This window comes from Haloferax elongans ATCC BAA-1513, from assembly GCF_000336755.1.
In the GTDB taxonomy this organism is placed as follows: Archaea; Halobacteriota; Halobacteria; order Halobacteriales; family Haloferacaceae; genus Haloferax; species Haloferax elongans.
In genome coordinates this window covers 61,058-74,258 of sequence record NZ_AOLK01000024.1, presented here as the reverse complement: position 1 = coordinate 74,258, position 13,201 = coordinate 61,058, and the positions used below count along the sequence as shown (strand labels likewise).

General features: G+C 62.2%; 16 protein-coding genes and 1 tRNA gene. 9 read left to right on the top strand and 8 right to left on the bottom strand.

The features are described 5' to 3' along the window. Positions 1–46: 46 nt before the first annotated feature. The 7 genes from C453_RS18345 to C453_RS18315 all read right to left on the bottom strand — a co-directional run bounded on the left by C453_RS18345 (position 47) and on the right by C453_RS18315 (position 5,695). Positions 47–532, bottom strand: coding sequence for a hypothetical protein (locus C453_RS18345; protein WP_049907915.1), 486 nt, complete (start codon positions 530–532; stop codon positions 47–49). Continuing rightward, on the bottom strand, positions 525–1,214 hold the full coding sequence (locus C453_RS18340; RefSeq protein WP_008326933.1) for a nucleotidyltransferase domain-containing protein: 690 nt from the start codon (positions 1,212–1,214) through the stop codon (positions 525–527). The genes C453_RS18345 and C453_RS18340 overlap by 8 nt, the downstream gene beginning before the upstream one ends. Positions 1,215–1,357: 143 nt before the next feature. Continuing rightward, positions 1,358–1,430: transfer RNA gene (locus tag C453_RS18335), tRNA-Arg, on the bottom strand. 62 nt (positions 1,431–1,492) lie between these two features. Next, on the bottom strand, positions 1,493–2,959 hold the full coding sequence (locus C453_RS18330) for an MATE family efflux transporter (RefSeq protein ID WP_338035955.1): 1,467 nt from the start codon (positions 2,957–2,959) through the stop codon (positions 1,493–1,495). A gap of 173 nt (positions 2,960–3,132) precedes the next feature. Next, positions 3,133–3,717 (bottom strand): 2Fe-2S iron-sulfur cluster-binding protein, encoded by a 585-nt coding sequence (locus tag C453_RS18325; protein WP_008326931.1) that lies wholly within the window; start codon positions 3,715–3,717, stop codon positions 3,133–3,135. A 145-nt stretch (positions 3,718–3,862) separates the two neighbouring features. Further along, complete coding sequence (gene gnd, locus C453_RS18320; RefSeq protein WP_008326930.1) at positions 3,863–4,762, bottom strand: phosphogluconate dehydrogenase (NAD(+)-dependent, decarboxylating); 900 nt, start codon at positions 4,760–4,762, stop codon at positions 3,863–3,865. Between the two features lie 63 nt (positions 4,763–4,825). Further along, on the bottom strand, positions 4,826–5,695 hold the full coding sequence (locus C453_RS18315) for an ATP-grasp domain-containing protein (RefSeq protein ID WP_008326929.1): 870 nt from the start codon (positions 5,693–5,695) through the stop codon (positions 4,826–4,828). An 87-nt stretch (positions 5,696–5,782) separates the two neighbouring features. Here C453_RS18315 and C453_RS18310 point away from each other — a divergent pair, with 87 nt between their 5' ends. Both C453_RS18310 and C453_RS18305 read left to right on the top strand, forming a co-directional pair. After that, entirely contained in the window at positions 5,783–6,883 is a 1,101-nt protein-coding gene (locus C453_RS18310) for an aminopeptidase (RefSeq protein WP_008326928.1), read from the top strand. 130 nt (positions 6,884–7,013) lie between these two features. Next, a complete protein-coding gene (locus tag C453_RS18305) occupies positions 7,014–7,550 on the top strand; it encodes a high-potential iron-sulfur protein (RefSeq protein ID WP_008326927.1) in 537 nt (178 codons plus the stop codon). Here C453_RS18305 and C453_RS18300 read toward each other — a convergent pair whose 3' ends face one another. Next, on the bottom strand, positions 7,551–7,874 hold the full coding sequence (locus C453_RS18300) for a rubrerythrin-like domain-containing protein (protein WP_008326925.1): 324 nt from the start codon (positions 7,872–7,874) through the stop codon (positions 7,551–7,553). Between the two features lie 156 nt (positions 7,875–8,030). On the opposite strand from C453_RS18300, the gene C453_RS18295 reads away from it, so the two are divergent. The 7 genes from C453_RS18295 (at position 8,031) to C453_RS18265 (ending at position 13,192) form a co-directional block, all read left to right on the top strand. Continuing rightward, positions 8,031–8,432: a 30S ribosomal protein S6e gene (locus tag C453_RS18295; protein WP_008326923.1), complete on the top strand. Its 402-nt coding sequence runs from the start codon at positions 8,031–8,033 to the stop codon at positions 8,430–8,432. 24 nt (positions 8,433–8,456) lie between these two features. After that, on the top strand, positions 8,457–8,894 hold the full coding sequence (locus C453_RS18290) for a DUF7112 family protein (RefSeq protein ID WP_008326921.1): 438 nt from the start codon (positions 8,457–8,459) through the stop codon (positions 8,892–8,894). 249 nt (positions 8,895–9,143) lie between these two features. Beyond that, positions 9,144–10,232, top strand: a complete 1,089-nt coding sequence (phnD, locus tag C453_RS18285) for a phosphate/phosphite/phosphonate ABC transporter substrate-binding protein (protein ID WP_008326920.1) — start codon at positions 9,144–9,146, stop codon at positions 10,230–10,232. An 18-nt stretch (positions 10,233–10,250) separates the two neighbouring features. Beyond that, complete coding sequence (phnC, locus tag C453_RS18280; protein ID WP_008326918.1) at positions 10,251–11,045, top strand: phosphonate ABC transporter ATP-binding protein; 795 nt, start codon at positions 10,251–10,253, stop codon at positions 11,043–11,045. A 3-nt stretch (positions 11,046–11,048) separates the two neighbouring features. Continuing rightward, positions 11,049–11,861 carry a phosphonate ABC transporter, permease protein PhnE gene (gene phnE, locus C453_RS18275; RefSeq protein WP_008326916.1) on the top strand — a complete coding sequence of 271 codons (813 nt, stop codon included), beginning with the start codon at positions 11,049–11,051 and terminating at the stop codon, positions 11,859–11,861. Continuing rightward, on the top strand, positions 11,862–12,680 hold the full coding sequence (gene phnE / locus C453_RS18270) for a phosphonate ABC transporter, permease protein PhnE (protein WP_008326913.1): 819 nt from the start codon (positions 11,862–11,864) through the stop codon (positions 12,678–12,680). It abuts the gene before it with no gap. A gap of 83 nt (positions 12,681–12,763) precedes the next feature. Continuing rightward, positions 12,764–13,192: a DUF5807 family protein gene (locus C453_RS18265; RefSeq protein WP_007540894.1), complete on the top strand. Its 429-nt coding sequence runs from the start codon at positions 12,764–12,766 to the stop codon at positions 13,190–13,192. Positions 13,193–13,201 lie beyond the last annotated feature (9 nt).

The window sequence follows — 13,201 nt, the reverse complement described above, 5'->3', positions numbered from 1 at the left end:
CGGTACTACGCAAGATTGGAACAGTCCAGTCACCTACTGCGCGACTTCATTCGCAGATACACTCGTGTCTCTTCGTCGACTGGTTGACAACGTATTCGTGGGTCTCCGACGCGAGTTCGAACAGTTTCTCTGCACGCTCTCTCGCGGCGAGCCCGTCTTGATAGTACGTCTTGGCACGATGATTCCGCCACAGGTCCTGAAGGTTGTCGGCGATGTACCCCGACAGGATTCCACGCCTCGCCGCTTCCGTGTACACGCCGGGATGCGTTCCGGGTAGGTCCCGTGGTTCGACGCCGCCTTCGAGAAGTTTGAACTCGACGACGCGCTCGATAGCGACGAACGACGCCTCGATAACCAACGTATAGAATCCTCGCTCTAACAGCGTCTCTGCGCCCGCGAGTAGTCGGCACGACTTTCGGAGTTGGAGGACGTCCGCCTCGTTCGTCTCCAGGCCGTCCTCGATATCCTCGGGTCGATAGTCGAAGGCGACTTGCACCTCATCGACCAACGTCTCGATTCGGGAACTACTCACCACTCATCACCCCGGTCCGGATTCGTTGGAACTCGTCACCGCCGTAGACGGTGACTCCCTCCCGGAATATCTCTCGGAGCTTTTCGCCTGCTCGGAGCGCACTCTCCTCGCTCTCGACGAACGGTTCGAACGTGTACCGATCGCCGTCGAATCGTTCTTCGCCGAGTTCACTGGCCACGTTCGAGACCACGCGGCGGGCGGTCGTTCGGTCGCCGTCGACGAGGACGAACACGTCGACATCGCTCTTCCGGTCGGCCTCACCGCGAGCGACGCTCCCGAATACGAGAACACCGAGTAATTGTTCGACTCCGTCCGAGTTCTCGACCGCCGTCTCGACGTTCTCTACGAACGCACGAACTGGAGCGTGATACTCGGTCTGTTCGATACCGAGTACCGGGTCGTCTTTCTGGAGCCGCGCAGGGTCAATGGAGACGTACTTTCGCTGTGTCGTCTCTCGTACTTGGACGACGCCGAGTCCGTCGAGGAACTCGACCGCTCGCCAGACTGTCGACCGGCTCCGGTCGGTCATTTCGGAGAGATCTTTCAGTGTGAACTCCGACTGGTGGGCGTCGACGAGTAGTCGAAGCACGTCGTCGGCTGCGTGGAGCCTGAATATCTTCGAATCGTCACCAGGGATGACGGGAAGGCAGATATTTATATGTTGTTTCGCTTCGTCGGACACTGTCTGATTTTGTGCAACGAGGTATAATAAGCGTTAGCCCGTTTGCTGTACTCTCTGGTGACGTATACTTAGGTGAACGAAATCTACGCGAGTTCGTCATAGGGGTAACTCAAGTCGCTGCTGTCTATCGATTAGAAGAGGAACGGACCCGACGGGATTTGAACCCGCGACATCTTGGTCCGGAACCAAGCACTCTGTCCACTGAGCTACAGGCCCTCAGCGAAGAGTGGTACACGATACCAACGTAAAACGGTTGTGGAACCCACGCCGCCGGTCGATTACGCAGGAGTCGGGTCGGCGTCGACGACGCTTTCTTTCCACGTGCCGCGGGTGAACCACGCGGTCGCCGCAATCGCCCCGATAATCTGCCCGACAGCCATCCCCAGCCAGATACCGGTTTCGGCGAAGCCGAACTGGAACGACAGCAGATACACGGTGGGGATGCGGCCGAGCCAGAGCGCGAGCAGCGAGAACGTGAGCGCAGTCTTCGTGTTTCCGGCCCCGCGGTACGCACCGAGAACGACCTGCAGGACGCCGATAAAGCCGAACTCGAAGGCACGGATACGGACGTACTCGACGCCGAGGTTGATGGTCTGAGTCGCGGACTCGGTCCCGGTCGAGATGAAGAACGCGACCACTGGCTCCGCGAAGATGTACGCGAGAACGCCGGTGACGACCATGACGCTCGCGCCGACTTTCGCCGCCAGCCAGACAGCACTCTCTGCGCGTTCGGGTTTCTGCGCACCAAGGTTTTGGCCGACGATGGTGTTCGTCGCACGGCCAAGCCCGAGTGCGGGGAGGAACACGAGCGACGTGAGTCGGTTGCCGAGACCGAAGGCGGCGACGACTTCGGGGGCGAAGGTGACCACCATCGCGGTGAGGGTGATGAATCCGAGAGCGGTCGCCGACTGCTCGATAGCGCTCGGGACGCCGATATTGACGATTTTCTTGATGTACTTCAGTTGCGGGCGGAAGTCCGAGAGCTGGACGTCGGGACCGGCGGAGGTACCGAAGATGATGTAGATGCCGATGATGGTGGCGACAGCGCGGGAGAGGACGGTCGCGTAGGCCGCCCCGGCGACTTTGTAGCCCTCGAACTCGGTCGCCGCAAAGAGCGTCGATTCGAGACCTCGGAGGCCGAACATCCCGAACAGCGGGTTCGACTCGAAGCCGAAGATGAAGATGGGGTCGATGAGGACGTTGATGACGACGCTGATGAACATCACGACCATCGGGGCACGGGTGTTGCCGTAGCCGCGCATGAGCGCCGAGAAGACGAAAAAGCCGAAGAGGAACGGCAAGCCGAGGAAGAACACCCGCATGTAGTCGCCGGCGAGTGGGATGACCTGCCCGGCGGTGGCGGGCGAACTCGGGAGGATGCCGAGCATCGCGTCGGTGGCGAAAAAGCCGATGATGCCGACGGTGATTGCGATGACGGTGATAAACGAGAGCGTCTGTCCGGCGACGGTTCCGGCGGAGCCTTCGCTCTTTGCGCCGGTGTACTGCGCGACGAGCGTGCTTCCGGCGACAGTGAACCCGCCGCCGACAGAGATAAGAAGGAAGATAAGCGGGAACGCGAGACTGATAGCGGCGACGGCGTCAGTCGAGAGGCGGCCGAGCCACACCGTGTCGGCGAGGTTGTACGCCACCTGAAGGAGTTCGGTGACGATTATCGGCCACGCGAGGGCGAACATCGGACGTTTGAGGTCACCTTCGGTGAGGGAACCTCCTTCGGGGACAGACACAGATACTCTGAAACACGGGGTGTGCGTTTCAAAGCGTCGGTAGGTGGTACGGGCTGCCGGTTCGACGCGAACCCAGTGACGCGCCGGTGACCGGCGGCACACAGATGAGCGCGCAGACGCGAGTCACGGCTCGGCAGGAGGCAGCGAGAAAAGCGAGTGGTGGGTTCGAGACGTTACGGCGCTTCGCCGGTTTCGATGGAGAAGTCGGCCTTCGGGTAGGCGACGCAGGTCAGGGTGTACCCGTTGTCCATCTCGTCGCCAGAGAGCGTCTCCTGTTTGAAGTGGGTGACGTACTCGTCGGCCGGACCGTCGGTAATCTTCCCGGCGCAAGAGACACACTGACCCTGGCGACACGCGTACGGGAGGTCCATCCCGGCGTCTTCACCCTGGTCGAGCACTGTCTCGTTGCTCGCGAGTTCGATGGTTTCGCCCTGTTTGACGAACTCGACTTCGAAGTATTCGACTTCGTCTTCGGGCATGTCGGCGGGGCTCTGTTCTTCTTCGGCGGCCTCGTCGCCTTCGAGTTCGCCACCTTCCTCGCCACCAGCGACTGCGCCAGCGACTCCGCCGCCGCCGATAGACCGGTTCATCGGCTCGGGGAAGTCAGTCTCTGGAACGGTCGCCGCACGGCGCTCGAGGACCTCCTGTGTGATGTCGGCGGTCGGCTCCCAACCGGTCCCCTTCGAGAAGTGCAGGGCGACGGTGAGGAGTACCAGGACCAATCCGGCCCCGACACCCACCAGACTGATGACTGCCATGAGGGCGGATATGGAGTGAGGGGTTAAGGAAATTGTGATTATGTCGGCGGCCTCCAACGGGGATTTTTGCGACGCTGCGGGCGCTCTCCGGTAAATTCCCAAAATATAGTGGGCGAGTCCACGTGGCCGCCCGCGAGTGAACGCGTTACTCGTCTTTTCGGGCGACTTCGTGGCGACCGAACCCGTAGCGGAGACGGTTCGCGAGACGGCGCGAGAAGCGGTCGTCGGCGCGGGAGCCGAATCGCTCGGCCAGCGACTGGTAGATGAGCGGGACGGGAACTTCCTGTTCGAGCGCTTCCTGAACCGTCCACGTGCCCGTCGAACCACCGGCGATGTGGTCGTCCACGTCGCCGAGGTCGGTTCCTTCCTCGCGGAACGCCTCTTCGCAGAGTTCGAGGAGCCACGAGCGGATGACCGCGCCGTTGTTCCACGTGCGCGAGACGGATTCGAGGTCGAGGTCGTAGCGCCCCTCGGCGAGCAGTTCGAAGCCCTCGCCGTAGGCCTGCATGAGGACGTACTCGACGCCGTTGTGGACCATCTTCACGTAGTGGCCGGAGCCGGATTCGCCCATTCGGTCGTGGCCGTCAGGACCGGTCGCGACGGCGTCGAAGACGGGCGTCATCTCGTCGTAGGCCCACTGCGGGCCGCCAATCATGAGCGAGAAGCCGAGTTCGGCACCGGCGGGGCCGCCGGAGGTGCCGCAGTCGAGGTACGCCGCAGAGCAGGCTTCTGCGCGGCGGACCGACTTTTCGAAGTGGGAGTTGCCGCCGTCGACGACCACGTCGTCTTCGTCGAGGTGTGGGTCGAGGTCGTCGAGGGTCGCGTCCACCGCGTCGCCCGCGGGGACCATGAGCCAGATTCGTTTGTCGTCGCCGAGTCGGTCTGCGAGGTCGGCGACGCTGTCGGCGGGCTCTGCACCCGCGTCGGCGGCCGCCGCGACTGCCTCTTCGGAGAGGTCGAACGCGACGACGTCGTGCCCGGCATCGAGCACTCTGTCGACGACGATGCGCCCCATCCGGCCGAGGCCGATGACGCCTAGTTGCATGCGACGGACTCCGATTCGGGGGGAGGTAGTGGTTGTGGTTTCCCCGCCCGTGAAAGCGCGTCGTCAAACCCGTTCGAGAATCGTCTCGGCGAATCTATCGCCCGCCCCCGAGTCGACCCTGAAGAACAACTCCGGTTCGATGAGTTCGACTTCGAGAAGGTGGAAGTCGCCGTCGCGCTCGACGCCATCGACCCGCGCATACAGCGGCTCTTCGCCGACCTCTTCGGCGACCGCGTCAACCACGTCTCCGGCCTGTTCGAGCAGTCCCTCGTCGGGTGTCTCGACGTGGACGCTCCCACCGTGTTTCTCCTGCACCCGGTAATCACCGGCTTCGGGGCGCTTGACCACGGCGTGGCTGTACTCACCGCCGAAGAACACGAGCGACCACTCGCCATCGGTGATGTCGGGGGCGAACGCTTGGACGAGCACGTCTTTCCGCGCGACGAGTTCGTCCACCCACGACTGTTCGTCGTCGGCAGCGTCGCGGGGGATGCGCTTCGTCTCGAACGCTCCGGCGCTCACCGCGGGCTTGACGATGAGTTCGTCCCAACCGCGCTCGTCGAAGATGGTCCCGAGGTCCACGTCGCCACCGGATTCGACGTACTCGGTCGGCAGTGTCGAGACGCCTCGCCCTTCCAAATCGCGCAGGTAGAATTTGTGACTGTTCCACCGCAGCATGTCCGGGTGGTTCCACACGTCGCAGTCGGCGTCGGCAAGGGTGTCGACCCAGTCGTCGAACGCCGCTGGCTGCCTGTAGTAGTCCCAAATCGACCGAACGACGACGGCGTCGAAGTCGTTCCACTCGACCGAGTCGTCAGACCAGACGACCGGGTCGGCTGTCGCCCCTCGGTCGCAAAGCGCCGTGAGGAACGAGGCGTCGTCGTCGACGAGTGAAGGAAGGTCTGCACAGGTGGCGAGGGCGATAGTGGTCACGACAGTTGGTGACGTGTGACTAGCGATAAGCGTTCCGTCAGCAACGGCAGACGCCGAGGTTTTTACCGGCCCGCGCGAGGGGCCGGTATGGACGAACGCATCCACGAGCACGCCGCGGTGCTCGTCGATTGGAGCGCACGAATCGAGGCCGGCGACGACGTGGTCGTGTCGGTCGGCGAAGGTGCCCACGACCTTGCGGTCGCTGTCGCTGAAGCCCTCGGCGAGCGCGGCGCGAACGTCGTGACGACGTACTCGTCGGAAGAGGTTCAGCGGGCGTACCTCCGCGCGCACGACGGCGACTTCGAACTCCCTGAACACGAACTCGCCCTCTACGAGGCCGCCGACTCGGTACTCTTCCTCGGCGGCACGCGAAACACGGCAGCGACGGCAGACGTGCCGACAGCGACGCGACAGGACTACAACCGCGCCGCCAGCGAGGTGCGCGAGGCGCGCATGGACACCGACTGGGTCTCGACGGTCCATCCGACCCGCGCGATGGCTCAGCAGGCCGGGATGTCCTACGAGGAGTACGCCGACTTCGTCTACGACGCGGTCCTCCGCGACTGGGAGGAACTCGCCGACGAGATGGCGAACATGAAGGAGATTCTCGACGACGGCTCCGAGGTCCGCATCGTCAAGGAAGACACCGACCTCACGATGTCTATCGAGGGCCGGACCGCGGTCAACTCCGCTGCCTCCGTCGCCTACGATTCGCACAACCTCCCGTCGGGCGAGGTATTCACCGCACCCGTCGAAGACGCCGTCGAGGGCGAGGTGTTCTTCGACGTGCCGATGACGCTCGAAGGCCAGCGCGTCGAGAACGTCCACCTCACGTTCGAAGGTGGCGAAGTCGTTGACTTCTCCGCGGGCGCGGGCGAAGAGGCGCTCGCCGGTATCCTCGACACCGACGAGGGCGCACGTCGCCTCGGCGAACTCGGTATCGGGATGAACCGCGGCATCGACCGCTTTACCGACAGTATCCTCTTCGACGAGAAGATGGGCGACACCATCCACCTCGCGGTGGGTCGCGCCTACGGGTCGTGTCTCCCCGAGGGCGAGGACGGAAACCAGTCTGCGGTCCACGTGGACATGATTACGGACATGAGCGAAGACTCGTTCATCGAAGTCGACGGCGAAGTCGTCCAGCGAAACGGCACGTTCCGCTGGGAAGACGGGTTCGACGGGTAGCCCAAACCACTCGCCGATACATCATCTGTCTCGTATTTCTCGGTTAGGATAGCGTTTGTGAGCTACGCCGAGTAAATGACATTTGGTAACACAGTCCCTACTAAAACCGATTCGGTGGCTAGTTCCACATATGTCACTTTCTGACGAAACGCGACGCCGATTTCTCCACCTCGCTGGCAGTGGCACTGTCGTGGGTCTCGCTGGCTGTCTCGGTGGCGATGGCGAGCAAGCGGAGACGACTACCACGGCGACGGAGACGACGACCGAAGCAGAAGAAGAGGGAGACGAGCACGAAGAGGAACTCCCGGAGGGCGTCTCCGAGGAGGAGTTCGTGAGTGGGCCGGTCCCAGAGGAGTACCGGACTGCGCTCTCGCAAGCGAACGAGAGGCGGAATCCCGACGAACTGTTCACCAAGGAGGCGACGCAGTTTCAGGAGGCGACCGACGCGGTCGAAGCGGGACTGGCCCAAGAGGGTCAAAACTGCGGGAACTGTGCGGAGTACATCCCGGACAAGAACGGCGACGGATTCGGTGCCTGCGCCCGCGTCGAGGGATACATCGACCCCGAGGACTGGTGCTCGCTCTGGGAGTCAATCGAGGAAGCGGAGGCCGAGCAGGAAGAAGGCGAAGATGGAGGCGGGGGTGGAGAAGCCGAGTACGTCCTGTAGTCACTCTTCGGCGACACCAATATGCGTTAGTCGCTCGCCGCAGTGCGGACACAACTGTTCGTGGACGCTGTGGCCCGAGCGGTAGCCACACGAGGGACACTCGTACCACGTTCGTTCGACGAGCGCAGTCGTCTCCGTCTTTGCGAGTTCCATCGGCGCTGCTTCGACGAGGTCTCGTGGACGGGCCTCGACGAGAGACCGCGGTTCGGCTTCGACGAGTTCACGCGAACGAGCCTCGACCAACGCTCTCGGCCGCTGTTCGACCAGTGCTCTCGTCTTCGCTTCGACCAAATCCGGTGACTCCTGGGTGTTGGTATCCTCCATCACGGTGGTGGATACAGTATGTTCAAAGTTAACTGTTACCACAGTATGGTTTCGGCCTCAATACCCCAAATTCGACCGCGACGAGCCGATTCACGGGTGAGGCGACCGAGACGCGCTTTCGACGTACTTTTTATCCGCGACCGTTTTCATCCGCGCATGGCAGAATTCATGGTCGTCGTCGCCGACCCCGATTCCGGCGAGACCTACCAGGTCGACGTCGAAGGACAGGACGCAAACCGATTCCTCGGCCGTGACCTCGGCGACGAGGTCGACGGCGATGCCGTCGGCCTCGACGGCTTCACGCTCGAACTGACCGGTGGCTCCGACAAGGCTGGCCGCCCGATGCACCCCGACGTCCCCGGCGGCAACCTCAAAGAGGTCCTCGCCGAGGACGGTATCGGCTTCAACCCGTCCCGCGAGGGCGAGCGCAAGCGCATCACGGTCCGCGGTCGCGAAATCAACGAAGAGACCGTCCAGATCAACGTGAAGGTCGTCTCCGGTGACGGCGACGTCGCCGCCGCCTTCGGCGAGGGCGACGACGAAGCAGACGAAGAGTAACGCAGTTTTTCCCTTCTGTCTCACGTGCCATCGCAACTACCCTCCGACCATCCGTCGGTCCAGACGTTCCGTTCGAATCTCGCGCGGAGCGGCGGCACTCGCCGCCCATGTCTCCGCGTTCCAGACGACGCCGCGGTCGAAGACGGCGACTTCGTCAGACTCCACCTCGACGGGACTTCGTACCACGCTCGCGTCTCGTCGGACGCCTCGGGGCTCGTGATTCGCGGCGCGTACGACAACAAGCGCCTCGCGCGCATGCCCGGCGATGGTGAAAACCGTCTCGTCGAGTGGTGCCGCGAGAACGACCGCGACCCCGGCGAGGCAGTCGAATTCGACGAACTCGACGCAGGCTATCAGTACGGTGTTCGGGTCCCCGGCGTGCGGACCGTCTATCGCGTCGTCGAGCGCCCCAACGACTCGCTTTCGAACATCGCCAAGAAGTTCGGCCGGTCGGACGAGTAGCGTTTGCGGTCGCCCAGCGAGGGCCACACCCAATCTGACGTCCGCTTCTCGCGTGGCGGTGGCGTGTCGGACGGTGAATCGTTCGTTGTTCCCTGTCCTGTATCTTGAAATATGTGACACTCGCTAACATACTTTTTACCAGATAATTATTCACAACACTTATCTCCGTCCTGTCGCTCACGTGAATTTATAGTAATGCCTGAATTTTAACCAACTCGTCGTACCCTTCTTTCGAGTACCGCAGCCACGATGACCTTCGGTCTCTCGGGGTGTATCACAGGTGACAAGCAGACCTCCAGTGGCGGTTCTGATGGTGAAGGTGGCGAATCTGACGGCGACAGCACACCGTCGAAGTCCTACGACTTCGACCCGTCGAACCCGGAGTTCCCACAGCCGATGGCGGCGCTGATTCAATCGGGCTTCGAGACTGGTTCGCTTTCGGACCTGAAAAACATGGAGACGCGCGAAGAGCCTCGCTACGGAGACTCCGTCAAAGAGACTCCGTCCTCTGAGAGCGAGCTTCTCGACCCCGACAAACTCGCGTTCGCGATGACGCCGACGGAGGACCCGGCGGCCTACCGGACGACCATGCAACCGCTGATGGACAACATCGCCAAGGAGACGGGCAAGGACGTCGAATACTTCCCACTCCAGTCGTACGCCTCGCAGGTCGAAGCGATGCGCTCCGAACGCCTCCACGTCGCCGGCTTCTCTACCGGTCCGACGCCCTTTGCGGTGAATCTCGCGGGCGCGGTTCCGTTCTCGCTGCAGGTCTCTGACGAAGGTGACTTCGGCTACCGTCTCTGGCTGGCGACACAAGCCGACAACGACGACATCGACGCACTCGAAGACCTTGAGGGCAAGCGCGTCGCCCACTCCGAGCCGTCGTCTAACTCCGGTAACCAGGCACCCCGCGCACTCTTCGCAAATCAGGGTGTCGTCCCCGGCGACGACTACGAAGTCGCGTACTCCGGCGGGCACGAGCAAAGTATCCTCGGCGTGGCGAACGGTGACTACGACGCCGCCCCCGTCTGCAGTACGTGTGTGACCCGCGTCGCGAACTCCGGCAACCTCGACCCTTCGAAAATCAAGGTCGTCTGGGCGAGCAACCCGTTCCCGACGACGAGCTTCACGTATCGGTACAACCTCACGCCGGAGATTCAGGAGGGTATCCGCGCTGCGTTCATCGACTACGACTACTCGGACACCAAGATTGCAGAGACGTTCGAGGGCCGCGGCAAGTTCACGGAAATCGACTACGCGACCGCCTACGACATCATCCTCCAGATTCAGGAGAACAACGGCGTCGAATACAAGACGGGCAACCTCGGCGAATAACGCCACTACACGATTTCCATGTTACATGTCAAAGACGTAGAGAAGGTGTACGACTCCGGTGACCGCGCACTGAAGGGGTTGTCGATGGATGTGAGTGGAAACGAAATCGTCTCCATCATCGGACCGAGCGGGGCCGGAAAGAGTACTCTCATCCGCTGTATCAACAGGCTCACCGAGCCGACAGCCGGTGAGATTTGGCTCGACGACACCGAGATAACCGGACTGTCGGGGTCGCAACTCCGCGAGACGCGCCGCGACATGGGGATGATTCACCAGGAGTTCAACCTCGTCGAGCGCCTGACGGTGATGGAGAACGTTCTCTCGGGGCGACTCGGCTACATGAGTACGTGGGATGCCTTCCGTCGCAACTTCGACAGCGAAGACATCGCGACCGCACGTGAGGTTCTTCGGCGTGTCGGCCTCGAAGGCGTCGAGAACGACCGCGCAGACGAGCTTTCTGGCGGACAGCGCCAGCGCGTCGGCATCGCCCGTGCGGTCATCCAGCGGCCGAAGATTCTCCTCGTGGACGAACCGACGAGTGCGCTCGACCCCGAGACGTCGGTCGAAGTGATGGACCTGCTCACCGAAATCGCTCGTGAGGACGACATCCCCGTCCTCATCAACATCCACGAGGTCGATTTGGCGACGGAGTACGCCGACCGTGTCGTCGGACTGAGCGACGGCGAACTCGTCTTCGAGGGTGCTGCGGACGAACTCGACGAGCGTGCACAGGATATCATCTACCGCGGCGGCGAATCGCGTGCCGAACGCGATGCGGCCAAAGCGGAGCGTACGCAACACGCGGGGGAGTAAGCGATGGCAACGCAACCCGGTTCGGTGGACGGCAATTGGGAGCGCCCGACTGCGTTCTACAACCGGACGACAAAGTACGTCGTCTACGCCCTCATCACGGGCTTTGTCCTCTATAGCTTCTGGAACATCCGGGTCTCTCCCGACCGATTCCTCCGGGGTCTCGGAGGCGGGGTGACGCTCGTCTCGAACATGCTCCCACCGGCGGCGACGCCGATGCAGTTCGACCTGATGGTGCAGGGAATCGTCGAGAGTATTCTCATGTCGATTATCGCCACGACGCTCGGAATCGTCGTCAGCGCGCCCGTGGCGTTCATGGCGGCTAACAACCTCGCACCTCGACCAATCTATCTCGTCGGACGGAGCATCATCGCCGTCACGCGGTCGTTCCACGAACTCATCGTCGCCATCGTCATGGTGAAGGCGGTCGGATTCGGCCCGCTCGCGGGCGTACTGGCACTGGCGTTCAAGACGGTAGGATTCTTCGCGAAGCTTCTTTCCGAAGAGATAGAAGACATCGACACCGGCCAGATGGACGCTATCGAGGCCGTCGGAGGGAGTCGCATGCAGGTGTACCTCTACAGCGTCCTCCCGCAGATTATCCCGCGAATCATCGGCTTGTCCATCTACCGACTGGACATCAACCTCCGCCACAGTACCGTCGTCGGTATCGTCGGCGCAGGCGGAATCGGGATTACGCTCCTCAACTCCTTCCAGAAGTACGACTACCAGTACAGTTCGCTGATTATCCTCGTCATCGTCGGCATCGTCATGATAGGCGAGGCCGCGAGCGCCTACGCCCGCCGGAGGGTCCAATAGATGGCGAGTAAATCCGAGTTCAGTGGGGCCGACAGTGGTGCCGAGTGGGAGCGATTCGACACGCGACAGCGACTGATTCGCTACTTCCTCACGCTGGGCGTCCTCGTGATTCTCGCCGCCGCGTGGCGGTCGATGGACATCAACTACGGCTACGTCGCGTCCGCGCCGAACGAGGTGATGGACCTCTTGACGCGGATGTACCCGCCGAACGTCATCTACACCAGCGAAATCGTGGGGCCGCTTCTCGAAACCATCAACATCTCGATTCTCGGGACGGCGCTCGCAATCGTGATGGCGCTTCCCGTGGCGTTCCTCAGCGCGAGCAACACGACACCGAACCGCTGGACGTACCTGTTCGGCAAGTTCATCGTCTCGTTTACCCGGTCTGTCAACGTCATCATCTGGGCGCTCATCTTCGTCGTACTGTTCGGTCCGGGTGCGCTCGCGGGCGTGTTGGCGATTGCCGTTCGCTCGGTGGGCTTCACCGCGAAACTCCTCGGCGAAGCAATCGAAGAAATCGACCGCGGCCCGGTCGAAGCAATCTCCGCAACCGGTGCCTCGACGTTCCAGATGTTCATCTACGGCATCATCCCGCAGATTAAGCCGGCGTTCATCAGTGTCGCAACTTTCCGTTGGGACATCAACGTTCGAGCGTCGACCATCATCGGGTTCGTCGGTGCGGGCGGCATCGGCGTCGCTCTCCAGACGAATATTAACTACTTCAAATGGGACGCGGTGCTCACCATCCTCATCGCGATTCTCGGCATCGTCCTCGTGAGCGAGGGCATCTCTGCGTATCTCCGCGGCAAGGTGAGCTAAGTCACACCGGGGACGAACGCCCCTCCGCGTTCTGTCTCGCCCGGAGACACGCCGCTTTTACCGCCTGACTCCCCACACCGGGTATGAGCAAGTTGGACGAGTTCCTCGCAGGCGAGCGTCTCGACGACGTGGCGCTCTATCTCACCCACGAGTATCTCGACAGCCAAGGCAAGATACCGAACATGGGCGAAGAAGTCGAAAACGGCTACGTCCTCGTCGTCCCCGGCGACAACGGCCGCCGCGCCTTCGCGGCCGGAACCGGCATGGACGCGATGGAATTTGCCCAGACCGCGATGGGCACTGATGGCGACATCGACGGCGACCTGAGCGGCGGCGTCTGCCCGGATACCGCCACAGACGAGAACCACGAACCGAAGTTCATCTTCTCGTTCGCCGAGGCGCAAAACGAGGAAGTCGGCGGCCTCTACGAGGAGGGCGACGTCATCCACGCCTACGCGAAATGCGAGTGCGGAACGGCCTACTCGGACCGCTGGGTCGTCGACGACGCGTAAGGGACCGGT

Bases quoted from the DNA above. Each gene is read 5' to 3' on its own strand.
- C453_RS18325 (WP_008326931.1), bottom strand. From the start codon at position 3,717: ATGGCAGTCATCAGTCTGGTGGGTGTCGGGGCCGGATTGGTCCTGGTA.
- gnd (WP_008326930.1), bottom strand. From the start codon at position 4,762: ATGCAACTAGGCGTCATCGGCCTCGGCCGGATGGGGCGCATCGTCGTC.
- C453_RS18310 (WP_008326928.1), top strand. From the start codon at position 5,783: ATGGACGAACGCATCCACGAGCACGCCGCGGTGCTCGTCGATTGGAGC.
- C453_RS18305 (WP_008326927.1), top strand. From the start codon at position 7,014: ATGTCACTTTCTGACGAAACGCGACGCCGATTTCTCCACCTCGCTGGC.
- C453_RS18300 (WP_008326925.1), bottom strand. From the start codon at position 7,874: ATGGAGGATACCAACACCCAGGAGTCACCGGATTTGGTCGAAGCGAAG.
- C453_RS18295 (WP_008326923.1), top strand. From the start codon at position 8,031: ATGGCAGAATTCATGGTCGTCGTCGCCGACCCCGATTCCGGCGAGACC.
- phnD (WP_008326920.1), top strand. From the start codon at position 9,144: ATGACCTTCGGTCTCTCGGGGTGTATCACAGGTGACAAGCAGACCTCC.
- phnC (WP_008326918.1), top strand. From the start codon at position 10,251: ATGTTACATGTCAAAGACGTAGAGAAGGTGTACGACTCCGGTGACCGC.
- phnE (WP_008326916.1), top strand. From the start codon at position 11,049: ATGGCAACGCAACCCGGTTCGGTGGACGGCAATTGGGAGCGCCCGACT.
- phnE (WP_008326913.1), top strand. From the start codon at position 11,862: ATGGCGAGTAAATCCGAGTTCAGTGGGGCCGACAGTGGTGCCGAGTGG.
- C453_RS18265 (WP_007540894.1), top strand. From the start codon at position 12,764: ATGAGCAAGTTGGACGAGTTCCTCGCAGGCGAGCGTCTCGACGACGTG.